Genomic DNA, 25370 nt, shown 5'->3' on the forward strand with positions numbered 1-25370 from the left:
AAGATGATCTAATTTTCTGAAGCTTCCTGATTCCTGACTCTTATCTCTTGCTTCTATCCCTCACGGCCTGAGGCAAGTCTTTTTCAAAACAATCGTATCGTTCCACTGCTGTTGCTTTTCGGGGCTGAAAAAGCGTGCCGGGGTTTCAAGCTTGCAGATCCGGATGTTCTTTTGCTTGCAGTGTGCCGCTATCGCGTTGACCTGCACACGCATATTGGGGATACCGTTAAATGTTTTGCGGGTAAAGTATATCGCTTTTAAATTGGGCAGAGTATCCATAAGGCTTACAATATCTTTCCATTGCTGCACGTGGCTGTCAATAAAATCATCGTCAATATTGGTTTCTTCACCATCGGGTACATCAAGGGCGTGTATCAGGTCGGCAAAATCAATTTTGTGCCTGGCCATAAACACCTGCTTTTCTGCGAGCGATGCCTCTTTTAGTACGGGCTCATTAAAACATTCGGGCAGTAGGTGCCACAGGAAATTACGTGCCCTGCCATAAAAAAAATCAGGACCGCCCGGGATATCCGGATTAAAAGTACCGAGTATCAGTGTTTCTGTTTTCGCGCTCACCTCGTGATCCCTGAATTTATGCAATACTACTCCCATACCTATATGTTCCGTTTCTGTTTATACAGCGGGCAAATTAGCAAAAATTAAATTGGCACAGTATAAAGTAGAAAACGGGAGATATTATACGCCAACTTTTGTGCAAAATATTTGTTTAATTTTTGGCCGACAGAACTAAACCATTTGAGTTGAAAAGCGTCTAAAAACATGTAATTTTATATTAAAATAAAACCGGTATGAAAAAGCTCCTTTTTGCAGCACTGCTGATCGCATTTACATCATATCAAACCATAGCGCAGGTACTGCCCCGCCTTGATAAATATAACCTCGAAACCGCAGAAGGTGCTATTGATGCCGATAGTGTAGCCCTAAAAGTTGCCGATTTCCTTTTTAAAACACCATTGATACGCGACGATAACAGCCGCTTACGTGCCGGTGTATTTTTAAATAAATGGATGGAGGCCACGCCTACCTATACCTTTATGATAGACGAAGACATTCTGGATAACTTTGAAGGCGATTTCGACCTGAAAGACCTTTATATGGCAGCCCTTACCCGTTTCACCCTGCAAAACCCTAACGAAAAAAACGAAGACAAAATATCCGTTGAGGCCATGAAACAGGTTTTGGCCTATGCCAATGATGATGACAATATGGTGCTCCTCTCCAAACGAATGGAAAAACTGATAGCCGCCAACGAAAAGGGGAAACTGGAGAAGGCACTGTAGTTTGAAATTCAAAAGTTAAAAGTCAAAATTCAAAAAAGTCATACTGGGTAGGGTTAGGATGACAATCGACCTGCTTATGCCGTATTGCTGCTATTAATAATCCAACTTTAATGCCCATATTGTGGCATGAAGAAGTACTATATCCTTATCATACTTTTCTTTGCAGGGCTCATTGTATCGGGTATAAACCCGCACGATTATTTCACCTGGCTGCTGGAAGTTTTTCCGGCTATTATTGGCTTAGTGGCACCGGCGCTTACCTTTAAACGTTTCCGGTTCACCATGCTCACCTATACCATGATACTGGTACATAGCTATATTTTATTTACCGGCGGGCATTATACCTATGCCGAAGTGCCGCTGTTTGATTGGATAAGAGACGTTTTTCACCAAAGCCGTAATAATTACGATAAAGTAGGTCACTTTACACAGGGCTTTGTACCGGCCATGATAACACGTGAGATATTTGTACGCGGCAAGGTGATACAAAGCAAAGCATGGATGGCGTTTTTAACCATATGCGTGTGTACTACAATTAGTGTACTATACGAGTTTCTGGAATGGGGTGTATCCTTACTATCGGGTCAATCCGGCGATTCATTTTTAGGTACGCAGGGATATGTTTGGGATACCCAGTCGGACATGCTTTACGCCATGATAGGCGCTATTTGTATGGTGATATTTTTAAGTAAGGTACAAGATAAGGCCATAGAACGCAGCAAAGAACTCCCTGCTTAAAGGTCACATCCCTTTTTTGAATTTTAACTTTTTAATTTTGACTTCCCTACGGTAAAGCCGGACTTACCTTTTGTACCGATATTACGCTATCTACCACAAATTCGCTTACACCGCGCCATGGCAGGGCATGCAGGTATTCTTTGTAGTGCACTTCTATAAAGGCCCCTGCGCTGCTGTTGAGTACCTGGGCTACTTTGGGGTCGGTAACCGAAAACATGAATTCGTTTGATTGTATGGAGCCCTGCACCTGCGAGCGTATACCGCTTTGTATCAACCTGCCTTCGTAGGTTTTAAAGATGTAGCCTTTGTGCACAAAGTAATTCATGGCGCCGGCCTTGGTGCCATCGCCAAATACAAAATAATAGCGGTAATAGCCAAAGCCAACTACAAGCAGTATTACTACGATAGAAATAATGGTGAGCGTACGTCTTTTCATGCGGGTTGATTGTTGGCCTAAATATAATAACAATAGGCCATTATTGTTTGAAAATGCACCGCCTCATTACAGCATTATTTTTTAACCAGTCTGCCCTTTATCATCCATACCGCGTTACGGTTGCCATACGCATTGGTTGATGTAAGCGCTATTACCGTATCATCATTAAGTACGCATAACGAGTTCCATAGCCCATGCTTATCATTGGGTACACTGAACGGTGTAGTTACCTGCTGAAAGTTCATCGCTTTGCTATCGCCTACGGCTATCTGCATGCAGGCCTGTTCCCAATTATGCCCGCGGCCCTGGGTGCTTTGGTAGGCGAGAATGGTTTGTCCGTTATGTAATTGGCGCAAATATGGTGCGCCCGCGTAAACGCTATCGGGCAATGGTACAGCAAGCGCGTAATTACGTTCGGCATCATTTGCATCTACGGATTTCTTCCAGTTTTGCTTAAAGGTATTGCGGATGATGGACGGCTTGAATTGCCCAACAGCGTTATCTTCTATCGAAAACGCAATCGTTTTTTCACCCTTCAAAATGATGGGTACCGGCATGCCATCACGGTGACGGGGCCGAAAGGAAGCTATTTCGGGTTTCTCAGTCCACGTTAAGCCATTATCTGCCGAACGGAATATGGAGATATTTTGCTCATTTGATTTCCTGTAAACACCTTCATCCGAAAAGTATAACTGCACCTCGCCCGATGGTAGCTGTATTTGCGCGGGTTCCCAGCAACCGTTCTCAAATTCGGCACCGGCTTCATAGATCAGGCGTTCATCCTGCCAGGTTTTACCACCATCGTAACTTTTTTTGGTACGGATGCCAAAGTGCTTGGTAGTATCGGTAACGCCCTTCACCTTATAAGGGCGCGGGTTGTATGATGCCAGCAACGAATGGTCTTTTAGCTCCAGTATTTCGGGCACGGCCATATTAATGCCCTCTGCCCTCACGGCAATCACTACAGGTGCAAGCCATGTTTTACCCAAGTCTTTACTGGTACTGCACTCTACCCCACCCCGGCTTTCGTAAATACAAAGCAGGTCGCCGTTGTACAGTTGTATCATGCGGCCATAATTAGCGCCTCCATTATCAGCTAAGGGAGCAACTTGTTTTAAGGTTGATTGATCCCACACGATGTTGTAAGCCGGCTTTTGTACCTTATTTTGCGCCAGGGTAATACATGGCAAAATGCTAAAAACAAGCCAGATCCATTTACTGTTCATACAGGTAAATATAGATCAATAGCGTATTGTTACTGCCTTTAAAAGCTTGTAATATTTTGTTTACGGACTAAAGGATTAGAATACCCGGTATTCTAATCACCCACAATTTGGACACAACTAAATACGGTTTGGAAACACCGCGCTACGGTACTTGCTTCATCTTTGTACTGTTAATTTAAAACAACAAGAAAATGCAAAAGACAATATTTATAACAGGAGCATCTACAGGTTTAGGAAAAGCGACCGCCAAATTATTTCAGGCAAAAGGCTGGAATGTTATCGCTACCATGCGCGATCCGGAAAAAGAAAAAGAACTTACCCAACTGGAAAATGTTACACTTTTACCGCTCGACGTTACCAATACCGAACAAATTAAAACTACTGCAGCAAAAGCCATTTCCTTACACACTATTGATGTGGTATTCAACAACGCGGGCTACGGACTTGTTGGCGCATTGGAAGCCCTTAGCGACGAGCAAATTGTAAAACAGATAAACACCAATTTATTAGGCGTTTTGCGTGTTACCAAAGAGTTTATCCCTAACTTCAGGGAAAAGAAAAGCGGTTTATTTATCAGCACTACCTCTATCGGCGGCCTGTTCACTTTCCCGCTGAACTCTATTTATCACGCGGCCAAATTCGCTATAGAAGGCTGGTCGGAAGGAATGTCGTTTGAACTGGGCTTGCACAATATCGGCATCAAAACTATCGCGCCGGGTGGTATCGTTACCGACTTTATCAGCAGGTCGCTTGATCAGGGTACGCATCCCGCATACCAAGAATTACAGGACAAGTTATTCGGGGTAATGGATACGATGATGGAATCGGCCTCCACTGCCGAATATATTGCCGAAATAGTGTATGAAGCCGCTACTGATGGCAAAGACCAGGTGCGCTACGTAGCCGGTGAAGACGCGAACGCTTTATACAAAAGGCGACTGGAAATTGGTACCGAAGATTTTAGAAAAGAGATAAGAACGCAAATAATAGGCTAATAATTAAAACAACAGGCAGCGTAGGCAAAACTACTTTGCCTGTTGTAAGTTTGTAAAACAAGTAAGCACATGAAGATCATCAATTCCATAACCGAATTTCATCGTTTGGTATCCTTACCCGAGCCTTTGCACCCGCTGGTAAGTGTAGTGCGGGTTTCGGATATGAACTTTGCTGATAACGATATCTGGAACCAGTTCTCGCTCAACTTCTATTGCGTATCGCTTAAGAGGGGCATTATGGGGAAAGTAAAATACGGGCAGCAGTATTATGATTTTGATAAAGGTCTCATGACCTTTGTTGCACCCAAACAGGTACAAGCGCTTGATGCACCGCATATTGATGTATTGGGGCCCGATTTTGGGGTGGGATATGCCTTGATGTTTCATCCTGATTTTCTGTACAAACACCCGCTTGCCACCACTATAAAAGGCTACGGGTTCTTTTCTTATGCTGTAAACGAAGCGCTGCACCTTTCGGAAAAGGAAGAGAAGAACGTTGCCGAAATATTTCAGAAAATCGCCGACGAATACCAATACATTGATCGCCACACACAGGATATCATCCTCTCACAGATAGACCTGTTATTAAACTACAGCAATCGTTTTTACGAACGGCAATTTATTACCCGCAAAGCCGTAAACCATGATGTGCTCACCAAAATGGAGAATTTATTAGCTGATTATTTCGATAATAAAGAAACACTGAGAAGTGGCCCACCTACGGTTGAACTCCTGGCCAATCAGCTCAATCTTTCGCCCCATTACCTAAGCGATCTGTTGCGTTCGCTTACCGGCCAAAGTGCCCAGCAGCACATTCAGGACAAACTGATTGATAAAGCCAAAGAATATCTTTCAATAACCAGCCTTTCCGTTGCCGAAATTGCCTATCAGCTGGGTTTTGAATATCCGCAATCGTTCAATAAATTGTTCAAAAAGAAAACCAATACCTCACCGCTGGAGTTTAGGCAAACGTTTAATTAAAGCGGGTTTATGAGGGTCAAAAGCTGACACCTAACTGTAACCCGGTACTTAGTGAAGCAGGAAGATCATTACCAAACCTCACCGGAAACGGTACTGATACAAACAGACTGGCATCTTTTCCTTTCTTTATCACCTGATTAAATACAGGCGTAAAACCAAAGCGCCCGTTACTTTCAAATGCCATTCTGCCTATAAAAGTAAACCCGTGCTTAAAGCGAAACATAGCCCCGGGGTGGAATAATATTGTGCTAACCTTTGAGATGTTTTTTTCCGTCCGGATGGTTGGCGCCACCTCAAAACTAATACCGAACCTGTCACTTTTTATAATGTTCATACCAAAGGGGAAGCCAATGTTGTATACGTCGCCAAAGTTGCTGTGAAAGCTCCGCTGCGTTAAAGTGCCAATTGGGTTGAGCACGCTAAAATATCCGGTAACTCTCGGGTACGATGCCGGTTGCTGGCCGTGGGCGATTTTTACCGTAGTGCTAAATAATATAAAGAAAAGTAGATAGCCTTTTAGCCCGCTTAATTTGAGCAGTTTAAAAAATTGTGTGTTTGGGTGCATGGCATATTGCTGTTATGCCTGCAATACTACCTAATGCCGAAACTGAAAAATTGTACGGATTTATCTACTTGTATCCTTTTTACTTTTGAGGAGACTTTTTTTATATGCGGATGGATTTTGACCGGTTTGCTTTTTAAATATGCGGTTAAAATGGCTTTGATCTGAAAAGCCTGTGAGGTAAGCGATCTCGGTTAATGAATAGTCGGTATTAGTCATAAAGCTGATCGCTTTTTCAATCCTCATCTTACGTATATAGTCGCCAAAGGAAAGGTTATCGAAGTACTTAGAGAACTCGCGCGATAGATACGTTGGGTTAATATCCAGCTCATCAGAGGCCTGCTGCAAACTTAAACTCAAATTAGTATCCATTTGATCCTGAATCATGTTTTTAAGCTCCTTTGCCCATTCAGGTGCTTTTTTCAACCCGGATTCTTTAAGGTATTTATGATACACTTCTAACAGTAATTGCTCTGCCGGCCCTGCCTGTGTATGCTTTAATTTGTACAAATGGGTTGCCCAGCTGTACAAACCATCGTAAATAACCATCCCTAATTGCAGCAGTTCTTTATCACTCTTAATGTTATAAGCTAAACCCGAAAAAATGGCTTCGAGCCCGGCCGACTGTGCAGCAATTTCATGATGATCGGTATCGGCTCCCCTAACAATGGCGGCTATACGGTCAAGCGCGGCATCTTTGAGGCGATGCTTTTTCAGAAAATAATCAAAAGTACACTGATCTGCATAATGGGTATATTCTACATCAGGCATGTCGAACGGAATGGCGCCCAGTTCGGCAGCCTTTTCCATAACCTTATCAAAAGGTTCAAAAAATATCTCCGCATCCTTATCAATAAATCTTTTTATAAGCCACGGGCAGGCAATACGATCAATTTTAGGGCGATGACGGGTTATCCACTTCATATATTTCACAAAGATATATTGAATTTAGCACTACTTTCATAACCGGCGCTTTATCATGCAACAGCATTTCGATATAAACCAACAATCCCTCTAAAAAACTTCACAAAAAATTTGCACAACCAAATAGTTGCATTATGTTTGAGCAACCAAATGGTTGTATTATGATTGAGAGAAGAGATGTTTTCCAGGCAATTGCCGACCCTACCCGCAGAATGATCATTCAAAAGCTATCACAGGGGCCATTAAACATAGGCCAAATAGTTGAGGATTTTGGCATGACCCGGCAAGGTATCGCCAAACATATTAAGGTTTTGAGCGAATGCGGCATGATCTCGATAACTCAAAAAGGCAGGGAGCAGTTTTGCGAAGCCCGGCTAAACCAACTGGATGAGGTGATCGACTGGGTTCAGGCATCGCGCAAGGTGTGGAACCAGCGTTTCGAAAAACTGGATCAATTTCTTAAAGACACAAAGCAATAAATATCATGGATTCAAGCAAAAAAGAACTTCTTATCAGCCACCTATTTGATGCGCCACAGGCAATTGTATTTCGCGCGTGGACGGATGCCGAACAATTAAAACACTGGTACGCCCCCGATGGCTGCACTATTGAATTTAAAGCCATTGATACCACGCAGGGTGGAACATTTCATTCCTGCATCCACGACCCGGTACATGGCGACTGCTGGATCACCGGTACCTACCTCGAAGTTTTACCGCCTCAAAAATTGGTTTTCACCATGGCGCTTTCTGATGCGAGCGGACAAGCTGTTACCTCCCTTAAAGCAGGCAAACCCGAAGACTGGCCCGAAGAACTGATAACAACAGTTACTTTCGAGCCTTACGGCAATCAAACCAAGGTAACCATACACCAAACTGTTTTAGAGGAAGAGGCTAAGAAAACCGGAGCTTATCAAAGCTGGATCAAAATGTTCAATAAACTCAACGCGTTATTGAATGAAAAAAAATAATAATGTAATTTACTGACTTTAATATAGTTTACCTAAACAATGGGCATATCCAACATCATGTATATAAAAACAGCAGTAATTTTATTATCCACATTGCTTTCGTTTATTAATTGCAACAACGAAAATATGGATAAGCCTAAGTATATACTTTTTGAACACATAGGTACAGAGGAAAAGCCCATTCCACCTCGGTATATTAGTACAAAGAGATTAGATATATCTTTATCCAAAAAGGAAATATGGTTTCAAAGTATGATTGTAACCGATGAACGATCATACATAACTCTTAAAAAATTCATGGATGAGTCAAAACTTTTTGACCCCAAAATTCAACCTCACATGGAATATGGAACTTTTAAAGTTATAAAAGAAGGGAAATTACTTTATTTAAACGGTGTAAACTCACGGAAATTTTTCAAAGAAGCTATCGATTATCTGACACTCAAAAAATGCGATATAAATCTTATAAAAGGTCTTAATTAAACATTAGCTATTTATTCAGATAATTGAGTTTTACAATTACCCTCCCGATCTACCACTTGCTTTAGATTCACAAATACTGCAATATCACCTTCCATTCATCCAGCTTTTCATCAAACGTTTTCCATGTGTTGGCACCGCTTGGCGAGGGTAGCCTATGGTAGGTGATACCGGTTTGTTTTAAAGCGTGTTTGTTATAAAATTGTTCGGCGGCTGTGCTGGCAAAAAAGACGCGTTTTATATTGGGGTATTGCTTGTGAAAGGCTTCAAAATCGTTAGGCACTTCATTTTTGATATTGCTGTCGGCGCTGCCTATGCATTCGCAGTTTTGCAGTACATCCCAAAGGGCAATGTGGTGATCTAACAATAGCCGGGTTTTAACGCTGTAGTCGGTAGTGAAGAGCACCTGCAACAGCGCAAACATGATCTTCCAAAAGTGATTGCCCGCATGCCCGTAATACTGTTGCAGCCTGAGCGAACGCTCGCCGGGCATGGTGCCTAATATGAGTATTGTAGATTCCCGGTTAACTATGGGTAAAAAGGCTGTTTTCATGTATTGGTATTGCAAATAACGAAAATAGGTGGATATCATTGTTCGATTATCCCCTTATATTCGGGAGAAAAGAGCGGAAATTTTGCGCTTTATCCTTACTTGGTCAGGCTCAACGACAAAAGCAAACCGCATAGTTAACTCACCCGGTCTACGCTTCGCTGGACCTGCGCGCAAGCAAGCGCAAAGAGGGCAGGATTAAATAAAAATAAAAAGCCCCTCGTTACGCTTGCGTAGAGAGGGGCGACGAGCGAAGCAATGTCGGGGTGAGTCAATATTGATCAGCTTTTAAATTCTCTCGAACACCTTTGGCACCTACCGCACAACCAGCACCCAGCCCGAAAGCTTTTCACCGGGTTTAACATCTATCACATAATAATAAGTGCCAGCAGGTACGGGTTGCCCCATGTATCTGCCATCCCAGGCTTTGGTGTAGCCTGTGCTGTTAAAAAGCATCTGCCCGTAACGGTTAAATATGCGGGTTTGTGATGCCGGGTAGGTATCCAGCGCGGTAACTGTCCAGGTATCGTTAACGCCATCGCCATTGGGGCTAAATGTATTGGGGACGATCACTTTTTTATAAACGCGCACATTCACATCGTCGGTAGCGATACCGCAGCCATCGGCAGATATTACGTGCAGGGTGTAGGTAATATCGCTTTGCGGATCAGCAACCGGGTTAAGCGCCGTGGTGCTGCTGAGGTAGGTGGCGGGTGTCCAAAACCAGGTGACGTTGGTACCCGTTGCTTTACCGTTTAGGGTAACGGATTGGCCTTCCATCATTTCAAGGTCGGCTCCGGCCTGCGCGCCTGCCTTTTTCAATACGTTCACGGTTACGGTACCCGTAGCACTGCAGCCCGAACTATTGCTTACCATAACGGTATAGGTGGTATTATCTGTAGGATTGGCAGTGGGATTCGCCACCGTAGCGTCCGACAAACCCGTTACCGGCGACCACAAATACGATGTACCTCCCGACGCGCTCAACGGCGTGTTATCGCCCTCGCAAATGGTAGCATCGCCACTTAAAACAGCCGTAACAGAGGGGTTTACAAGCACGCTCACCTGTGCTGTTGATTTACAACCGCTGGATGATGTTACCGTAACCTCATAATCGCCGGAGTTGGCGGTAGTAGCCTGCTGTATGGTGGGGTTTTGCAGGGCTGATGTAAAGCCATTAGGCCCCGTCCAGGCATAAGTAGTCCCGCTGGATGCGCTTAACGTTAGCGGACTGCCTTCGCAAACCGGTGAACTTACCGTGGCTACAGATTCGGGCGCTACCTCAATATTCAGCGTAAGTTCGTTAGATACCACCTGGCAACTTGCCGAACCGATATTGGTGGCCTCGGCACTGGCCAAACGATACCGGTAGATTCCGGCTATGGCGGGTTCAAATTTCACCGTGTACGTTTTAGCTGTAGCACCGGGAATATCGGTATAACCACTGCCGCTGTTCACCTGCCATTGGTAAGCCGGGTTAATGTAACCGGTAGATACATCGGCGCTTAAAGTATATGTTTGGTTGGTATTGGCGCATGCCGCCAAGGTAGTTACTGCCGATGTATTGCTGAAACTGGCCTGCATCACCGGGCCGCAGGGCCTGAAGGTAATATCATCCAAACCCAAATCGTTAGCCGGGGCACCGCCATTACTATTGTTGGTGATCTGAATGGTAATGTCGGCCACATCATTAGGCATGGTGAAATAAAAACCTTTTTGTACCCAAACCGGACCACCGCTGGTGCGCGGCACGGTACCGGTAGCTTGCGTTTTAATAACGCTGCCATCGTTCTTCAATATCGAAAATGTAAGATCGGGCGGACTGATATCATTACTGCGCAGCAGGTTAACCACCCAGGCCGAAAACTCGTAGGTAGTACCCGGGCATAAACCGGTGATCTGCGCCTTGTAAAAATAATCTGTTTTGGTAAAGCTGGCATTCACCACCATCATGTAACCGCCGCTGTCGCCGGTATGGTCGGTGGTTGACCACCATACGCTACCCGAGCCTGCTGTTGTATTTTCAATGGTGTACGAGCCATCGGTAGGGAAATCTGCCGATGAGTAAGTATAACTGGTAAAGGCAGAACCCAAAGCCCCGCTATGTGTTGCCGAGCCCGCGCCGAAATCGATTTTACGCACCGGGTCGCCCAGACTGCCCGTACATAACTGGGCCATGCCCGCACGCGGTATAAACAGCATAGTGATACTTAAAATAAAGCTGTAAAGCCCATACCATTTAAGCCGCGACGGTGAGATCCTGTACATTTTTAAGCGTTAAAAAAGCGCCTGCATAATACAGGCGCTAATATTTATATAACATGCATGCCGATAATTAGGGGAAAATCCGCGGCATGTTTGGTTAAAGATGCCGCGGATAAGTTAATGCCGGTAATGTGTATCGTTAAATAAGATAGATGTATCGACGAACAGCCGTGCCGGCCTCTCCCCCAAATCAATCCACCCTTATTTTCCGGATTCGCTGGTTGGCATAATCGGCCACGTAAATATTGCCTGCCGCATCAGTAGCTATACCCTGCGGACTGTTAAATGCAGCGGTACTTCCGTCGCCATCGGCAAAACCTGCTACGCCTGCCGTGCCTGCCACTACGCTTAATACCTTATCGGTACCTATCCGCAAAATACGGCCGCCCGAATCAGCTATGTATAAATTGCCTGTGCCATCAATACTCAAAGCCACCGGACTGCCCACCAAACCTGTGGCCGATTGACCGCCCGCGTAAGTACTCACCAAAAGGTTAACGTCAATTTTGCGGATAACGTTGTTTAGCGCCTCGGCCACAAAAATATTACCCTTATTATCAACGGCTATACCTGTTGGTTTATTGAAATAAGCGGCCGTACCTGTAGCGTTAACATACCCTGCAGTTCTGATACCCGCAAGCGTTGTTACCACACCCTCCGGGGTAATTTTGCGGATGAGGTTGTTACCTGTATCGGCCACGTACAAGTTGCCTGCCGCGTCAATAGCGATACCCGATGGGGTATTGAAATAGGCGTTAACACCTGTACCATCGCCGTACCCGGCAATGCCATAGCCTGCAAAGGTGCTCACCGTACCATCGGTAGCTATTTTACGGATGAGGTTATTACCGCGGTCGGCTACGTAAATATTGCCTGCCGCGTCGGCAACCGATGCCGAAGCCGCGTAAAACTGGGCCGAAGCGGCATCTCCGTTTACAAAGCCAAGCGTACCAGTACCGGCCAGTGTAGTTACATCGCCCGCCGGGGTAACCTTGCGGATAGCGCTGTTGTAAGAATCGGCAACGTAAACATTTCCGGCGGCATCGGTACTTACCCCCATCGGGTAATTAAAATACGCCGCCGAACCCTGTCCGTTAATAAAACCGGCTGTGCCGTTACCTGCCAGTGTGGTTACAGTACTGCTTACCGTTGCCGCATCGTTACTCACGCTAAAGCTGATAACAGCGCCATAACCCGTGCCTGCGCTATTGGTAGCATAAGCCCGTAAATAATAGGTAGTACCCATAGTAAGCCCGCTTAGGGTACTGCTGAAATTCATGAGGCTTACCGTTTCAGATGTTTTTGAATCGGCAATGGTAGGCGCCTGGTTGCTGGTGCTGTAGCATACCCCGTAGGCGCTGATGCCATATTCGGTATTGGCGGTTAAAAAGCCGCCCGTCCATACATTTTTTGTAGCGCCGTCAATCACCACATCGGTGGTGGTTAACTCGGGGATAACAGTTACGGTGTCGCTTTTATTGCAACCCATTAAACCGGCGGTCATCAATAGTATTACAGTTAATAGTTTTGGAAGATATTTTTTCATGGTGTTGATTTTTATATAAGGGTTCATTATTGGCTTAGTTCCAGCTTAATGGTATCGGCCTGCATGGCGGTAAAAATGCCGTAGCCGTTAGTGATGTTACCGGGCGGGTTAGTGAGCTGCTGCGATGATGTATTGGCATTGCTCTCCAGTATATCGGCATATTCTTTATTCACCGTAAATAGTATGGCGCGATAGGTACCTATGTAATTAAAGGTGCGGTAATACATTTCGTAAGCGGCAGTTTGCTTGGCATTAATGCTGAAGTTTACCGGGGCGTTGTTACGCGCGCCCACTACTGTGAACGGACTGATCTCGTCGTTTTTGAAAGTGAGTATATGGTAAAGCGAGTCGGGGTTGTTCCACCTGAAAACAATAGCTACCGAATCTTCAGAACCCGGCCCGGTTACGGCCCTTGGTATTATCAGCGTGGTTTTTGATGCCGTGTAGCCTGATGATTTAACCGGCATAGTGGTGGTTGCCGATACCTGCTCGTTATTGTAGGCAAACTGCAAAGTGTACGTTTTACCGGTTTGCAGATAGGCGGCATTGGCGTAGGTATACGTACCTGTAGCGGTTTCTTGTAGCTCAATACGCTCTGTACCGTCGGAAATTTCGGGTTTTAGACCGGTGATGAGCGCTCCGTAGGATGCGGTATCGTCAAAGGCCTTTTGCTGATAAACCTTCATGCTTACGGGTTGCCCTGCTACCAGGTAGGCTACGATAACTGCACGGCTGCCAATATCTACAGTTGTTTCTTTTTTGCAGGAAGTATAAACAGCAACCACGATGAACAACAGGCTATATATTAATCTTTTGATCATTATTTTATTTTTAGGCTAAGGGTGATGTTTGGCGTAAAGCCGAGGTATTTCACTGTAGTGGTGATCACCTGGTTATTGCGGATGTAGTATTCGTTATACCAGGTATTAACATGGTTATACACGTTAAAGAAAGAGAAGCCGATACTGCCGCGCTTGCTGCCGTCGGTCTTCAGCAGGTCGTAAGTTGCCGAAAGATCCAAACGGTGATAGGCGGGCAGGCGTTCCGCGTTCTTTTCGCTTACCGAGAGGTAATTGATCTTGCCGCCATCAAGCGTGGTTAGCGTATAGGTACCTATAGGCGCGGTGTACGGGTGCCCGGTGCTGAAAATAAAGGTGGCGGCAAAACTCCAGCGCTGCCAGTGGTACATGTTGATTGATTTAAACTCGTGGCGGATATCCTGGTTGGCCGCGAAATAATCAGTACCATAGTTATCAAACTTGTTTTTTGCTTCGGCAAGGGTATAGCTGATCCAGCCGGTGTACATGCCCGCCTTTTTTTGCAGCAAAAACTCTATCCCCTTCGCATAGCCCGATCCATTGTAGAAGTTTTCGGTAACAGTAGTGGTTTGCGCAGCGCCAAAACCGCCGCCGCCCATAAACGGCGCTCCACCGCCGCCACCTTGTTGCCTTATAGAATATTCGGTTAGGCCGTTAAGCTTTTTGTAGTAGCCTTCCACATCAAACAAGTAGTCGTTGGTTTCGTAGCTAAAGCCGCCAATAAAATGATCGGCCGTACCTACCGGGATGTTGCTGTTATTGGCCAGCACCCAAAAGTTCCTGTCGCCCCCGGCCACATCCTCGCGTATTACCCTGTTGGTAAACTGGTAGAACCTGCCGGTTGCTCCCTTTACATTAAACTTATCGGTAAGTTTGTAGGTGAAAGATAAGCGCGGTTCGGTATACAGTTTGCCCGTTGGCGAAAAATAAGTAGCGCGCACACCCGGCTGTACATGCAGGTTATCAGTAGGATTAATATCCAGTTCAGTAAAACCACCCGCGGTGATGCCGGTATTATGCTGATCTATCAGTGTAGTGGTATCGTTTTGGGTGAAGGTATAATCAATAGCCTGGCGCGTAGCGAAGCCGCCGAAAAGCACCTTCATTTTTGAACCTGTTTGCCATTCCCAGTCCGATTTCAGGCTGAAATCTTTCAGGCGATTATTCTCCAGTATCCCGTTGTTGATGGTCGTCGTGGTGCTGCTATCCACAATAGTGCCGGTTGTGCCCCGGTTACGGTCGCTAAAGAACCCCGAATAACTGGCAACCGTGCTGCCAAACAGTTTTCGGCCCGGCGAGGTTGTCCATTTGATACTGGTACCGAGGTTACCGTAATGCGTATCGTCGTTGATATTGAGGCTGCCGCCCGATGAGGTCTGGAACGATGGCAGCGTCATCTCACGACTGTTGTCAAGCCTGTCGGTACCGTTATACAAACTCCAGGTAATGGTATTTGATGATGAAGGCGTGTAGGTATACTTCGCGTTCATATCATAAAAATAAGACGAAGGCGTGGTTTGGTTGGCGAACCCTCCACGGCCGCCCCCCATCCCTCCGCCCAGTCCCCCGGCAGGTCCACCACGGCCCCCGGGGTTTGTATTGGTAGTGGCCGTATTAAACTGGCCAAACAATTTATCGTATAAAGGCCCCTGGTACGAGCGCCTGAAAGCCACCAATGCCGACGATTTACTGCCTATAGGCGCTTCGGCGTACACATTAGTACTCAGCAAACTCAAATCGCCGCCTATACTGGTTTCCTTTTTATTGCCATCCTTGCCACGAATTTCGGTAACGCTCGACAGGCGACCGCCATATTTGGCCGAATAGCCACCCTTGTACAACTCCACATCGCGCACGGCATTGCTGTTGAACGCGCTGAAGAAACCATACAGGTGATCAACCTGGTAAACGGTAAAACCATCAAAAGTTACAAGATTTTGGTCGGGCGTACCGCCGCGCACGTAAGCGCCGGATGATGACTCGTTAGTAGCGCTGATGCCGGGCATCAGCTGAAAGGCCCGCATAATATCGCGTTCGCCAATGTTAGGCAGCTTATCCAGCATGGCGGGGCTTAATTGCAGTACGCTCACTTTTTTGCTATCGGTATTGAGTACTCCACTTTTTTTGCCCGCTATGTTTACCTCGTTTAGGGTATTGTTCATGGCCGGGAACAACGAGAACGATACGCCGCCTTTTACGCTATTGCTATCCAGCCTGAAAATATCCGATTGATACCCTACGTAGGATACCTCTACCACCGATGTATCTGAAGGGATATTCAGTATGGTAAAATTTCCGCTGGTATTGGTTTGGCTTATCAGGTTTGCTCCGCGAATTTTAACGGTAGCGCCGGGCAGCGATTCGCCGGTATTCTGGTCGGTAACGCGTCCCGTTAGGGCAAACATAAAGTGCTTTGGCGGATGTTTGGGTTCGGGCAGCTTTGCCGGTTTAAAGTTGCGGCTTAACTGTTGCAGTTGGTATTGCCTTTTTAAACGGGGCAGGTCATCGGGCTGCTGTAGTATATAAATGGTGCCATCGTTCTCTATCCAGTATTGCAGGCGGTTTTCGCGGCAAACCTGCTGTAAAACATTCTTTAACGATTCTACAAAGAAATGCTCGTTCACATCCATGGTGTGCAGCGAGTCGCGCTCAAACACAATGGGGATATTATAGCGGGTGGCCAACGTATCCATCAGCTGATCGAGCGCGCAGGTAAAAAAATGATCGATAGTGATCGATTTCAGTTTTTCCCGCGTGGTTTGCTGCCCATAGCTAAGGCTGCAAACAAAGGAACATGCCACAAAAACAAAAAGTACTTTTTTCTTCATCAACTTAAGGGGAATGCCCTAAGTTGCATGTAAGCTTACCTGTTATAAAATAAATGAGATAAGCACCCGTAATATGTAGACCAAAACGCTACTTGTGCCGAAGTTTTTAAACGGCTTTGCCGATCATACGGTCAATTACCTCTTTATAATTTTCGCTGTAAGGCACCTCAGCACCCTCCAGTTTAATACGCCCCTTGCGGATAGATTGGATATAACCCAGGTTTACGATGTATGACTTATGCGTACGGAAAAACTGGTTGGCCGGCAGCTGCTCTTCCAAAGCCTTAATAGTAATGCGCGACAGTAGCGGCTTTGGCTGATCTTTACGGAACAGCTTCACGTAATCTTTCAAGCCCTCTATATAAGTGATTTCATCATGGCTTATGCGGATGAGGTTATAATCGGCATGTACAAACAGGTGGCCGCGGGTTTTACCGGTTTCGGTTACCTGTGTGCGACTTTGCATATCAAATAAATGCAGGGCTTTGTTGCAGGCTTTTAAAAAGCGTTCCAGCGGTACGGGCTTCAGCAGGTAATCAACCACGTCAAGCTCAAAGCCATCCATAGCAAACTCCTGGTATGCCGTTATAAAAATGATCATGGGTTTTTGCGACAGGCTTTTCACCAGTTGCAGGCCGGTAATGCCCGGCATCTGTATATCGCAAAAAATCAAGTCAACCTGCTGCTCGTGCATTACCTGCATGGCCTGCGCTGCCGAGCGGCAACTGGCCACCAATTCGAGGCGGTCAATTTTTTTAATGTTATCTTCCAGTAACTCAAGCGCCAGTGGCTCATCATCAATAATTATACAACGCATATCGGCCTCCAAAAAAAGGGTGTGGTGTTTGCAATCAAAGTAACAGGGTTTGCTTTACATTAACAGGTATTTTAACATTATTTAACGCGTTCGTCGCCACAATATGCTCACTCGTCGAGTGTTTTGGTTTTTGGCTTGTTTAATTCATTCCTTTGTTATATGAATAAATTAGTGTTCAGGCCGTGGTTCTATAATATCATTCCGTTGCTGGTTTGGTTCCTGCTGCTGGTGCTGCCTTTTGTAAGCGGTCCGGCAAACATACCCGATGCTATGCGCCATCATTTTATTACGCAAATACTCATCTCCAATACGTTGCTGCTGGTGATGTTTTACATACATACTTATTTTGTATACCCCTTACTCACCAATAAAGGCTGGGCTGTATATACCATTGGTTTGGCGGCCCTGTTAAGCGCTTACTGGCTATGGTGGTTTTTTTTACGCACCGAACCACCCCACCCGCCGCATGAGTTTGCACGCGGCTTTCGCGATAGTTTACAAGGGCCGGGATACGCACCTAACGGCAAACCTGGCTTCGGCAGGCGCATGGGCGGCGGCCCTGGAGCTTTCATTCCCGTATTTTCGCCCATGATAGCTATACTGTGTAGCTTTTGCTATCGCATTTTAATGGAGAACGCATCGCGCCAGCAACTGCTGAAAGAACGCGAAACCATACACCTGCGTACCGAGCTTAACTTTTTACGCTCGCAGATCAACCCGCACTTCCTGTTCAATATACTGAATAACCTTACCTCGCTGGCCCGCAAAAAGTCGGACCATTTGGAACCTGCCATCGTTAACCTGTCGCAACTGATGCGCTACATGCTTTACGAGAGCGATGACAACAAAGTGGCACTCACCAAAGAGGTAAATTACCTGAAAAGCTACATCGATCTGCAAATGCTGCGTTTTGGCAATGAGGTAATTGTAAAGCTCGATTTTGACGACAAGTATGATGGCATACAAATTGGCTCGATGCTGCTCATCTCGTTAGTAGAGAATGCCTTTAAACACGGTACCAGTTCGGCCGATATGGTATCGATATTTATCACGCTTAGAATATTGCCCGGCAATAAATTATGCTTTAGGGTGATGAACAATGTTAACAACGACGACAGGAATGCCGACAATACATCGGGCATAGGGCTAAAGAACATGCAGCGACGGCTGGCCATACTTTATCCCGATAAACACGAACTAAAAATAACAAACGACGGCATACTGTTTACCGCCGAACTTACCATCGATATCACTTGATCTATGGTTATATAATTAGATAACACACAATTTTCCGATCACCCTTTAAAATATATTTATGAAAATATACAGGCTTTTTTGTGCCCTTATTTTGCTCGTCTTTACGGCGGGGGGCACATATGCGCAATCAAATTATATAGTTACCGGCACGGTAAAAGATTCTACTGGTACTACCCTGCCGGGCTCAACAGTAAAACTTATTTCGGCCAGGGATACCGTGCTGACTGCTGCCGATATAAACGGACAGTTCAGCATTAAGGCGACAGCTACAGGCACTTATAATTTGCAAATACAATCCATAGGCTACCAAACTTTAAAGAAAAGCATAGTTATCAGCAGCGGGCAAACCGCGCTGGGCAACATGGTGCTGGCCACCGAAAGCAAGCTGCTTGCCGGGGTAAATATAGTGGAAGTAACACCCGTTAAAATAAAGGAAGATACGGTAGAGTACAATGCCGCGGCCTACAAAGTACGCGATGGCGCGCCGGTTGAAGATGTACTGAAAAAGCTGCCCGGTGTAGAGGTGGATAAAAGCGGCAACGTTACCGCGCAGGGCAAAAGCGTTACCAAAGTACGGGTAAACGGTAAGGATTTTTTTGGCGGCGATGTTAAAACCGCTACCCAAAACCTGCCTGCCGATATTATACAGAATATACAGATCATTGATGATTACGGCGACCAGGCCAACCTGACCGGGCTAAAAACCGGGGAATCTGAAAAGGTGCTGAACATTACCGTTAAAGCCGATAAAAACTACGGTTACTTTGGCCAAACCAGTTTTGGCGAAGGTGCCGACGCGCAGCAGGGTGTATTAAGTAAGGATGAAGCCAATCGTTACGTGGCATCGGCCAATGTGTTCAGTTTTAATGGCGACAGACAATTGGCCTTTTTGGGTAACCTCAACAATACCAATACCAACTTGTTCACCTTTGGCGGAGGCGGGCCACGTTCAGGCGGACCGGGTGGACGTCAGCAGGATGGCGCGAGTGCTTCGTCGGGTGGTATTACCACAGCGCGTTCATTAGGCTTTAACTATCGCGATCAGTGGAGTAAAACCGTGAGTGCGTATGGCAGCTACAGTTTTTCGGACAATACGGTGAATACGCTAAGTTCAACCATACAAACCAATACCTCGTTAACCGACCCAAGCGTAAACAACATTGGCAGTAACCAAACAGACAGCAAAAAGAACCACCGTTTCAATTTCAATATTGAGTATAAACCCGATGCTGCCAACTATTTAAAGTTTACCCCAACGGTAACTTATGCCGGTGTAAATACCGACCAAAGCGGATCGAGCAATTTGATACGCAACGGCGAAACCATTACTGATTATAATTTCAACTCCATCAGTAATTCATCGTCGCCAAATTATGGGGCTAACTTATTGTACAACCATAAATTTAATACCACCGGCCGTAACTTCAGCGTAAACATCAGCGGTGGCCGTGCCGATGTAAACAAGTACCAAAACCCGGTATATACTTATACATCGGGCGTAGCAAATACCCCGCTGAACCAGCAGATCAACACCGATGTTAAGCTCGATAGCGTAGGCGCGGCATTATCATACATAGAGCCGTTAAGCACCAAATCATTTTTAGAGGCCAACTACGCCTATCATTACGCCTACACCACATCTGACAAGGCTACCGACACGCTTAACCTTACAACCAACCAGTTAGACCGTTACGGTTTGCTAAGCAATAATTATAATTTCGCTTTCATTACCAACCGTTTAGGGCTTAACTATCGATTCATTGATAAAAAGTATAACTATACTTTAGGCATAGCCGCGCAACCAACCACGCTTAACGGCAACTCGGTTACCACAGGTGTGCAAACCCACGTAACTACTTTTAACATAGCGCCAAGCGCAAGGTTCATCTATAATTTTTCGCGAAGCCAGTCGCTTAGCTTAAACTATAGCGGGGCAAGTAACCAGCCATCGTACTCGGTATTGCAGCCCGTTACCGATTTCTCCAATGCATCGTACCCAACACAGGGTAATGCCGACCTGAAACCGGAGTTTAACAACAACTTATCTATCCGATATAACAAGTTCAATTTTGAAAGCGGGAATGTGTTGTTCACCAACTTATCGTTCACCAAAACGGATAACAAGATAGTGGCCAATACCATCACCTATCCAAAACTTTACGCGCCGGATAGCAAGCTGGCAGGTACCATATTAACCCAGTACCTCAATGCCGATGGCTTTTACAGCGGGTCGGGGTCGTACACTTATTCAAAACCTTTTGAAAAGCGTAAGTATACCCTGTCTTTCAACGGTAACGTAAGCTATAACAACAACATATCGTACATCAGTAATATTGATGCCGACAGCTACGCCATGACGTCGCAAAAGAATATTGCCAAAAGTTTGGTACTAACACAAGGCTTGCGTTTCCGTACCGACCTTACCGATATTATTGATGCCGAACTTAACGGCAGCTACAGCCTTACCAATACCAGCAATTCTATAGCCCAAGCCAATGTGAACAATAGGTTCAGTACCATAAATTTAGGGGTTAACGGCAAAAACTATTTATGGAAGGATTGGACATTGAGCTACGATTATACCAAGATCATATACAAAGGCTACACGGGGGCAACTAATCCAAACGTGTTAAACGCTTATGTAGAACGCCGCTTTCTTAAACAAAACACCGGGACAATACGCTTGGCGGCCTACGACTTGTTTAACCAGAATACAGCATTTAGCAATACCCCATCGGGCAGTTACATTACCCAAACAAACAGCAACAAGTTAGGCCGATACTTTTTGTTAAGTTTCACCCTGCGCCTGCAAAAATTTGCAGGTAAAAGACCCGGTCCACCGGATGGTGGCCCGGGCGGACCGGGTGGTGGTGGCATGCGCCCCGAGGGCGGCCCGCCACCGGGAGTATAATATTTTGTTAAGCTTTTGTTTAAGTTGGCTTTGTTATATTTGCGTGAGGCGGTCGTTACAACACCGTCTCCCTTTTTTAATTGCTGATCACTACCAAACAAACATAATGGCCTTACCCAACATCTTTACAAAACCCGTAGCCGATGGCGTTATCGAGCGCATTAACCGGCTTACCCCTACCACTCAACCACAATGGGGTAAAATGAGTGTTTCGCAAATGCTGGCACACTGTTGTGTTGCGTACGAAATGGTTTATGAGCCCGAAAAACATCCAAAACCCGGCGCTTTAATGAGGTTTATTATAAAGGCGATGGCAAAAAACATGGTGGTAAGCGAAACGCCCTACAAACGGAACAGAAAAACCGCGCCCGCGTTTGTAATTACCGGCTATGTAAACTTTGATAAAGAAAAGGCCCGCCTGATAGGCTATATCCAAAAAACACAGGAACTTGGCGAAAGCCATTTCGACGGCCGCGAATCGCATTCGTTCGGCCCATTGAGCATACAGGAATGGAACAATATGTTTTATAAGCATATCAACCACCACCTTACCCAGTTCGGGCAGTAATTATGGTTCGAAGATGGTAAGGCTCTCCGCACGCTTCCTATCTCAGCTGTTCGAAGTCAGGAGACTTGGAACAGCAATTGGGAGAATCTTTTAGCTTTGACAACTTTTAAAAAGTTGTCAAAGCTTTTCTTAGATTTTCTTACAACGAGTTCCTTAACGTAACCCTGAAAGGTATAGCGATATGTTCAGTAGAGCTATTAAGTACTAACTCGGCCGTCTTCTCACCCATTTGTTTAAAATCGGTGGAGATGGTGGTGATGCCGTTGAGGATGATCTTTTTAACCGGGGTTTCGTTGTAGGAGATTACGCCCACATCCACACCTACCTCCAGTTTGTCGTGCATTATCTTTTCTATCAGCTGCACCAAATGGTCTTCAATAAGGTTGATGTATACGTTGCCCTTGCTGATGGTTTCGTTTTCTAAGGAGTTGATCACTTCGTAATCGAACGCATAGCGGGTACAAAACTTCGTAAACCCGGTAAGTATCTCTTTTGAATAATAAGAATGCTCGGGGAAGATGATCTTGACGGTGCTGTACTTGCTCAACTGTGGCAGCAGTTCTTTAAGGGCGTTGTAAATATCCAGCTCAAAGTCTTCGTACACCGCGCCAAATTCACCGGTTACGCCTTTTTCAAGCTTATCCATCAGTATCAGTTTATCCTTCGGGAAGGCATTGATCACACTGTAGGCGTTCTCGGGCTTATCAATAAAATGGGGTATTACTACCAGCTTGTTGTAGTCGTTTATTTTATCCTGAATCAGCTTTTTAAACAGCAGCAGGTCGCTGTTATAAATGTAGAAATCGATAGCAGCGTTGTTGCCTAATGTAGATGCAAAAGCATCATACATGATCTTTTTATGGCTGCTTAACTTGTTAAATAATAGCAGCACTTTTATGGGCTGATTGAACTGTGTTTCGGCGATAAAGTACCCCTTGCCGGTTACCGATTTAACGATGTTCAGCTTTTTAAGTTCTTTATAAGCGCGCTCGATAGTATTGCGTGAGGTTTCTAAAGCGATGCTGAAATCATAGATGGACGGCAGTATCTCGTCCTTTTCTATTTTGCCCGCCTCAATAGCCCGCAGTATAGAATTTACAATCTGGATGTATTTAGGGGTAATAGAATTTTCGTCTATCGATACTATCTTTAAGTAATTCTTCATTCCTTTAATGCTACTGTTATTTTATCCCCCTCATTCGTCAAAGCCCAATTCCGTTAAGTTAAAGCTTCTGCAATAATTTACTCATCCGGTCGTAGCTTCGCCCGACCACCTTCTCTGCTACGCAAAGAAGGATTTTTGCTTTTTTTACCCTCTTTGCGTAGCAGAGAGGGTCGACCAACATAGCGTAGTCGGGGTGAGTTGATTAAATTAATGACATTACGCCAAACGATAAAGTTAAATTAATTTACAATAGCTCCGCTTGCTTTTTACCTTATTACTTTTACTTCTTTAGGTGCCTGTATATCGGTTTTGATGGTGCCGTTGGCCAGTTTGGTGTGTTTAATTTTCACCGCGCCATAAGGTGTCGGGAAAGTGCCCTCCACAAATTTCAGGTCGGCAAGGTGCGGCGTTATTTTGATCACCTTGCAACCCGGTGCCATTACCTGCACGCCCAAAACATGCTCGGTCAGCCACGAGGTTGGCCCCGACGACCAGCCATGCGACAGGCTATGTCTCAACTTGGTATAGCTAAAATTGCCATAACGGGCATGCACATCCACTTTTCCGGGGGGTACCAATTCATCTATACGGGCGGCGTTCTTCATCCAGTCGAGGTCAAAATCTTCCCAAAAGGCGGTAGCGCCTAAGTCGAGCATGGCTCCCCAGTAGTCACGTATATTATCCACCGCTCCCTGGTAATCGCCGGCTTTGGCTTTGGCCTGTAGCATGTAGTAGCCGTAAAAAGTAGAGAAACCTTTGGTACCGTCCACGGCTATTACTTCCTTGTTCGCTTTTTCGGCGGGCATTAAACCGGCCATGGCCAGCAAGGCCGCGGCCTCTTTATTACCGGCTGCATCAGGTACGCTTTGGCGAAGTTTGGCTACCGCGTCCAAACATTTTTTGGCGGTTTCGGTATCGTTCAGCACCTTGCAAAGTTCGGCGCCGTTGGTGAGGGCCATTACCATCATGGCCTGCAAACCGGCGTGTATGGCGGGTTTGTTACTGTAAGTCGGCCAGTCTAAAAAGCGCCAGCCGTCTAAATTTTCTTCGTTACCTTTTATTTTGCTGATCATTTGGTTAAGCAGCCCCACCAAATATGGTTTTTGCTGCTTTAAATAATCGAGGTTGCCATGGTAATAATACCAATCGCGCTGAATCATCACCCACCACATGGAGTACGAGCTGATACCGTTCATCCAATCGGGCAGCGGGGTTTCGCCTTTTACCAGGTCCAAGCTTTTTGGCACTACCTCGTTATAACCGAATACCGAATTAACGGTCATTACTTCAGGGTGCATATCCCCTATCCATACCAGCCTGTCGCGTTTTATACCGTCCCAAAGGTATTGCTGCATATTGAGGTGCACCGTGTAGGCACCTGTAGCCCATATTTTATTCAAGCGTTCGTCGCTGCTTTTAAATGAGCCAACATAGGGTATGTCGCGATAAATCAGTATCGCCCTTGCTTCCTTCAAAAACAGTTCGGTGTTGGGGTCAACCAGGTCTATACGCACGAAACGGAAACCGGTATTACCGTATTCCATCATACCGCCCCTTGCTATTTCTATCACAAAATCACGCACGGCGTGGTCGTTGGTTGCACCGGTAACGGTGTCAACATTAGCCATCGCCTCACTGGCCGATTCACCAAAACGTATACGCACCTTTACCCCGCCTTCGCGCGGCATCATGCCGGTTACCAGTTGAATCCCACCGTGCAGTTCCTTGCCATAGTCAAGCAGGATGCTGGATTGATTTGTACCATTATTCTTTAAAACCGTCATGTGGCTGTTCACCAGTTCGGCCTGCCCTATGCCCGGCAAGAGCAGGTTCTTGGCACTCGTTACCAATTTGCCGGTAGTATCCGATTGCCAAAGCACCCTTTGCGGGGTAAGATAAACACGCACACGGCTTTCCTTATCGGCCACACGATTGGGCTGATCGTTAAATACGGGCGGCAATTGTGCCATGGCGTTCAGGCCGGTTAATAAAACTGATAACAGTATATAAATATGTTTCATGCGCTTCATGC

At 45.7% G+C, this 25370-nt stretch carries 23 protein-coding genes; 10 read left to right on the plus strand and 13 right to left on the minus strand.

The window, feature by feature from the left end; genetic code table 11:
- Positions 1-60 precede the first annotated feature (60 nt).
- The gene (locus ABD894_RS05300) at positions 61-612 is read right to left on the minus strand and encodes a uracil-DNA glycosylase family protein (protein ID WP_345209949.1); all 552 of its coding nucleotides are present in this window, start codon (positions 610-612) and stop codon (positions 61-63) included.
- Between the two features lie 197 nt (positions 613-809).
- On the opposite strand from ABD894_RS05300, the gene ABD894_RS05305 reads away from it, so the two are divergent.
- Together ABD894_RS05305 and ABD894_RS05310 are read left to right on the plus strand one after the other, a co-directional pair.
- Complete coding sequence (locus ABD894_RS05305) at positions 810-1301, plus strand: hypothetical protein (protein WP_345209950.1); 492 nt, start codon at positions 810-812, stop codon at positions 1299-1301.
- Positions 1302-1427: 126 nt separating this feature from the next.
- The gene (locus ABD894_RS05310; protein ID WP_345209951.1) at positions 1428-2039 is read left to right on the plus strand and encodes a DUF2238 domain-containing protein; all 612 of its coding nucleotides are present in this window, start codon (positions 1428-1430) and stop codon (positions 2037-2039) included.
- Between the two features lie 46 nt (positions 2040-2085).
- Here ABD894_RS05310 and ABD894_RS05315 read toward each other — a convergent pair whose 3' ends face one another.
- Both ABD894_RS05315 and ABD894_RS05320 read right to left on the minus strand, forming a co-directional pair.
- Positions 2086-2475, minus strand: a complete 390-nt coding sequence (locus ABD894_RS05315; RefSeq protein WP_345209952.1) for a hypothetical protein — start codon at positions 2473-2475, stop codon at positions 2086-2088.
- Between the two features lie 74 nt (positions 2476-2549).
- Positions 2550-3701, minus strand: a complete 1152-nt coding sequence (locus tag ABD894_RS05320) for a sialidase family protein (RefSeq protein ID WP_345209953.1) — start codon at positions 3699-3701, stop codon at positions 2550-2552.
- Positions 3702-3892: 191 nt separating this feature from the next.
- Here ABD894_RS05320 and ABD894_RS05325 point away from each other — a divergent pair, with 191 nt between their 5' ends.
- Positions 3893-4696 carry an SDR family oxidoreductase gene (locus ABD894_RS05325; RefSeq protein WP_345209954.1) on the plus strand — a complete coding sequence of 268 codons (804 nt, stop codon included), beginning with the start codon at positions 3893-3895 and terminating at the stop codon, positions 4694-4696.
- A 69-nt stretch (positions 4697-4765) separates the two neighbouring features.
- Positions 4766-5677, plus strand: coding sequence for a helix-turn-helix domain-containing protein (locus ABD894_RS05330; RefSeq protein ID WP_345209955.1), 912 nt, complete (start codon positions 4766-4768; stop codon positions 5675-5677).
- Positions 5678-5693: 16 nt separating this feature from the next.
- On the opposite strand, the gene ABD894_RS05335 is transcribed toward ABD894_RS05330, so the two are convergent.
- Together ABD894_RS05335 and ABD894_RS05340 are read right to left on the minus strand one after the other, a co-directional pair.
- Positions 5694-6242 (minus strand): hypothetical protein, encoded by a 549-nt coding sequence (locus tag ABD894_RS05335; protein ID WP_345209956.1) that lies wholly within the window; start codon positions 6240-6242, stop codon positions 5694-5696.
- 60 nt (positions 6243-6302) lie between these two features.
- Complete coding sequence (locus ABD894_RS05340) at positions 6303-7163, minus strand: chromate resistance protein ChrB domain-containing protein (protein ID WP_345209957.1); 861 nt, start codon at positions 7161-7163, stop codon at positions 6303-6305.
- A 161-nt stretch (positions 7164-7324) separates the two neighbouring features.
- On the opposite strand from ABD894_RS05340, the gene ABD894_RS05345 reads away from it, so the two are divergent.
- The 3 genes from ABD894_RS05345 to ABD894_RS05355 all read left to right on the plus strand — a co-directional run bounded on the left by ABD894_RS05345 (position 7325) and on the right by ABD894_RS05355 (position 8616).
- Complete coding sequence (locus ABD894_RS05345) at positions 7325-7642, plus strand: ArsR/SmtB family transcription factor (protein WP_345209958.1); 318 nt, start codon at positions 7325-7327, stop codon at positions 7640-7642.
- A gap of 5 nt (positions 7643-7647) precedes the next feature.
- A complete protein-coding gene (locus ABD894_RS05350; RefSeq protein WP_345209959.1) occupies positions 7648-8133 on the plus strand; it encodes an SRPBCC family protein in 486 nt (161 codons plus the stop codon).
- Between the two features lie 126 nt (positions 8134-8259).
- Entirely contained in the window at positions 8260-8616 is a 357-nt protein-coding gene (locus ABD894_RS05355) for a hypothetical protein (RefSeq protein WP_345209960.1), read from the plus strand.
- A 67-nt stretch (positions 8617-8683) separates the two neighbouring features.
- Here the strand turns inward: ABD894_RS05355 and ABD894_RS05360 are convergent, their stop codons facing one another.
- The 6 genes from ABD894_RS05360 to ABD894_RS05385 all read right to left on the minus strand — a co-directional run bounded on the left by ABD894_RS05360 (position 8684) and on the right by ABD894_RS05385 (position 17437).
- The gene (locus ABD894_RS05360; protein ID WP_345209961.1) at positions 8684-9166 is read right to left on the minus strand and encodes a DNA-deoxyinosine glycosylase; all 483 of its coding nucleotides are present in this window, start codon (positions 9164-9166) and stop codon (positions 8684-8686) included.
- 312 nt (positions 9167-9478) lie between these two features.
- Positions 9479-11431 (minus strand): T9SS type B sorting domain-containing protein, encoded by a 1953-nt coding sequence (locus ABD894_RS05365; protein ID WP_345209962.1) that lies wholly within the window; start codon positions 11429-11431, stop codon positions 9479-9481.
- 187 nt (positions 11432-11618) lie between these two features.
- Positions 11619-12974 (minus strand): NHL repeat-containing protein, encoded by a 1356-nt coding sequence (locus ABD894_RS05370; protein WP_345209963.1) that lies wholly within the window; start codon positions 12972-12974, stop codon positions 11619-11621.
- Positions 12975-13000: 26 nt separating this feature from the next.
- A complete protein-coding gene (locus ABD894_RS05375; protein WP_345209964.1) occupies positions 13001-13795 on the minus strand; it encodes a DUF4249 domain-containing protein in 795 nt (264 codons plus the stop codon).
- A complete protein-coding gene (locus ABD894_RS05380; protein ID WP_345209965.1) occupies positions 13795-16620 on the minus strand; it encodes a TonB-dependent receptor domain-containing protein in 2826 nt (941 codons plus the stop codon). The genes ABD894_RS05375 and ABD894_RS05380 overlap by 1 nt, the downstream gene beginning before the upstream one ends.
- Before the next feature lie 106 nt (positions 16621-16726).
- The gene (locus ABD894_RS05385) at positions 16727-17437 is read right to left on the minus strand and encodes a LytR/AlgR family response regulator transcription factor (protein ID WP_345209966.1); all 711 of its coding nucleotides are present in this window, start codon (positions 17435-17437) and stop codon (positions 16727-16729) included.
- 159 nt (positions 17438-17596) lie between these two features.
- Here ABD894_RS05385 and ABD894_RS05390 point away from each other — a divergent pair, with 159 nt between their 5' ends.
- The 3 genes from ABD894_RS05390 (at position 17597) to ABD894_RS05400 (ending at position 22173) form a co-directional block, all read left to right on the plus strand.
- Positions 17597-18694 carry a sensor histidine kinase gene (locus ABD894_RS05390; protein ID WP_345209967.1) on the plus strand — a complete coding sequence of 366 codons (1098 nt, stop codon included), beginning with the start codon at positions 17597-17599 and terminating at the stop codon, positions 18692-18694.
- Positions 18695-18752: 58 nt separating this feature from the next.
- On the plus strand, positions 18753-21605 hold the full coding sequence (locus tag ABD894_RS05395; protein ID WP_345209968.1) for a TonB-dependent receptor: 2853 nt from the start codon (positions 18753-18755) through the stop codon (positions 21603-21605).
- Between the two features lie 106 nt (positions 21606-21711).
- Positions 21712-22173, plus strand: a complete 462-nt coding sequence (locus ABD894_RS05400; RefSeq protein ID WP_345209969.1) for a DUF1569 domain-containing protein — start codon at positions 21712-21714, stop codon at positions 22171-22173.
- 139 nt (positions 22174-22312) lie between these two features.
- Here the strand turns inward: ABD894_RS05400 and ABD894_RS05405 are convergent, their stop codons facing one another.
- Positions 22313-23338 carry a GntR family transcriptional regulator gene (locus ABD894_RS05405; RefSeq protein WP_345209970.1) on the minus strand — a complete coding sequence of 342 codons (1026 nt, stop codon included), beginning with the start codon at positions 23336-23338 and terminating at the stop codon, positions 22313-22315.
- Between the two features lie 266 nt (positions 23339-23604).
- Entirely contained in the window at positions 23605-25368 is a 1764-nt protein-coding gene (locus ABD894_RS05410; protein WP_345209971.1) for an alpha-L-rhamnosidase-related protein, read from the minus strand.
- Positions 25369-25370: the final 2 nt, after the last annotated feature.

This window comes from Mucilaginibacter gynuensis, assembly GCF_039541195.1.
Taxonomy (GTDB): Bacteria; Bacteroidota; Bacteroidia; order Sphingobacteriales; family Sphingobacteriaceae; genus Mucilaginibacter; species Mucilaginibacter gynuensis.

Bases quoted from the DNA above. Each gene is read 5' to 3' on its own strand.
- ABD894_RS05300 (WP_345209949.1), bottom strand. From the start codon at position 612: ATGGGAGTAGTATTGCATAAATTCAGGGATCACGAGGTGAGCGCGAAA.
- ABD894_RS05305 (WP_345209950.1), top strand. From the start codon at position 810: ATGAAAAAGCTCCTTTTTGCAGCACTGCTGATCGCATTTACATCATAT.
- ABD894_RS05310 (WP_345209951.1), top strand. From the start codon at position 1,428: ATGAAGAAGTACTATATCCTTATCATACTTTTCTTTGCAGGGCTCATT.
- ABD894_RS05315 (WP_345209952.1), bottom strand. From the start codon at position 2,475: ATGAAAAGACGTACGCTCACCATTATTTCTATCGTAGTAATACTGCTT.
- ABD894_RS05320 (WP_345209953.1), bottom strand. From the start codon at position 3,701: ATGAACAGTAAATGGATCTGGCTTGTTTTTAGCATTTTGCCATGTATT.
- ABD894_RS05325 (WP_345209954.1), top strand. From the start codon at position 3,893: ATGCAAAAGACAATATTTATAACAGGAGCATCTACAGGTTTAGGAAAA.
- ABD894_RS05330 (WP_345209955.1), top strand. From the start codon at position 4,766: ATGAAGATCATCAATTCCATAACCGAATTTCATCGTTTGGTATCCTTA.
- ABD894_RS05335 (WP_345209956.1), bottom strand. From the start codon at position 6,242: ATGCACCCAAACACACAATTTTTTAAACTGCTCAAATTAAGCGGGCTA.
- ABD894_RS05340 (WP_345209957.1), bottom strand. From the start codon at position 7,163: ATGAAGTGGATAACCCGTCATCGCCCTAAAATTGATCGTATTGCCTGC.
- ABD894_RS05345 (WP_345209958.1), top strand. From the start codon at position 7,325: ATGATTGAGAGAAGAGATGTTTTCCAGGCAATTGCCGACCCTACCCGC.
- ABD894_RS05350 (WP_345209959.1), top strand. From the start codon at position 7,648: ATGGATTCAAGCAAAAAAGAACTTCTTATCAGCCACCTATTTGATGCG.
- ABD894_RS05355 (WP_345209960.1), top strand. From the start codon at position 8,260: ATGGATAAGCCTAAGTATATACTTTTTGAACACATAGGTACAGAGGAA.
- ABD894_RS05360 (WP_345209961.1), bottom strand. From the start codon at position 9,166: ATGAAAACAGCCTTTTTACCCATAGTTAACCGGGAATCTACAATACTC.
- ABD894_RS05365 (WP_345209962.1), bottom strand. From the start codon at position 11,431: ATGTACAGGATCTCACCGTCGCGGCTTAAATGGTATGGGCTTTACAGC.
- ABD894_RS05370 (WP_345209963.1), bottom strand. From the start codon at position 12,974: ATGAAAAAATATCTTCCAAAACTATTAACTGTAATACTATTGATGACC.
- ABD894_RS05375 (WP_345209964.1), bottom strand. From the start codon at position 13,795: ATGATCAAAAGATTAATATATAGCCTGTTGTTCATCGTGGTTGCTGTT.
- ABD894_RS05380 (WP_345209965.1), bottom strand. From the start codon at position 16,620: ATGAAGAAAAAAGTACTTTTTGTTTTTGTGGCATGTTCCTTTGTTTGC.
- ABD894_RS05385 (WP_345209966.1), bottom strand. From the start codon at position 17,437: ATGCGTTGTATAATTATTGATGATGAGCCACTGGCGCTTGAGTTACTG.
- ABD894_RS05390 (WP_345209967.1), top strand. From the start codon at position 17,597: ATGAATAAATTAGTGTTCAGGCCGTGGTTCTATAATATCATTCCGTTG.
- ABD894_RS05395 (WP_345209968.1), top strand. From the start codon at position 18,753: ATGAAAATATACAGGCTTTTTTGTGCCCTTATTTTGCTCGTCTTTACG.
- ABD894_RS05400 (WP_345209969.1), top strand. From the start codon at position 21,712: ATGGCCTTACCCAACATCTTTACAAAACCCGTAGCCGATGGCGTTATC.
- ABD894_RS05405 (WP_345209970.1), bottom strand. From the start codon at position 23,338: ATGAAGAATTACTTAAAGATAGTATCGATAGACGAAAATTCTATTACC.
- ABD894_RS05410 (WP_345209971.1), bottom strand. From the start codon at position 25,368: ATGAAGCGCATGAAACATATTTATATACTGTTATCAGTTTTATTAACC.